Below are 667 nucleotides of genomic sequence, written 5' to 3' on the forward strand. Positions count from 1 at the left end.
GTGCGGCCGCGGCCTCGCGCCGGTTGCCCGAAGCATGGGCCTCGAGCCATGCCGCGATGGCGCCCTGAAACGGAGCGGGCAAGGTCATGATGATGGAGGGAGGTTCATTTGCGCGCGCTGGTCCACAGGGACTAATTACCGTATTCGTCCTTATCCGTTCCTCTCACCGCGCGAAAGCACACGATGTTTCTCTCCTTCTTTCCCTCGCCGCGCCTGTTCTTCACCTCGGTAGCCCTCTGGACATTGTTCGCCGTGCTCTTGTGGTTCTTCCTCGCGAAGGATCTGGGCTACTTGATCGGGCTCGAGAACCCGCCGGAAGGCTCGCCCCCCATTATCGGCATCTCGGTGTTCTGGTCCAAGCCCTTCCTGTGGTTCTATGTCTATTACGCGCTGGCGGTGAGCATTTTCGCGGGCGTGTGGCGGGTGCTCTCGCCGCAGCCATGGTTCTACTGGTCGGTGCTGGGAACCGCACTCATCGTCTTCGTCATCTATTTCCAGGTCCAGGTGAGTGTAGCCATCAACGCCTGGTACGGACCGTTCTGGGATCTCGTTCAGGCCGCCGTCTCCAAGTCGAAGCCCGTGACGCTGCCGGAGTTCTATGCGCAGATCCTCACCTTCTTCTCGATCGCATCGGTCGCCGTCACGGTGATCGCGCTCAACAATTTCT

General features: G+C 60.3%; 1 protein-coding gene. It reads left to right on the plus strand.

What is annotated here, in order from left to right; translation table 11 throughout:
• Nucleotides 1-183: 183 nt before the first annotated feature.
• The coding region (locus ACLD7X_RS17680) for an SbmA/BacA-like family transporter (protein WP_411425001.1) at nt 184-667 on the plus strand (484 nt) is incomplete at its 3' end.

Origin of the sequence: Aphanothece microscopica RSMan92, assembly GCF_046613545.2 — a bacterium.
Classification (GTDB): Bacteria; Cyanobacteriota; Cyanobacteriia; order PCC-6307; family Cyanobiaceae; genus NIES-981.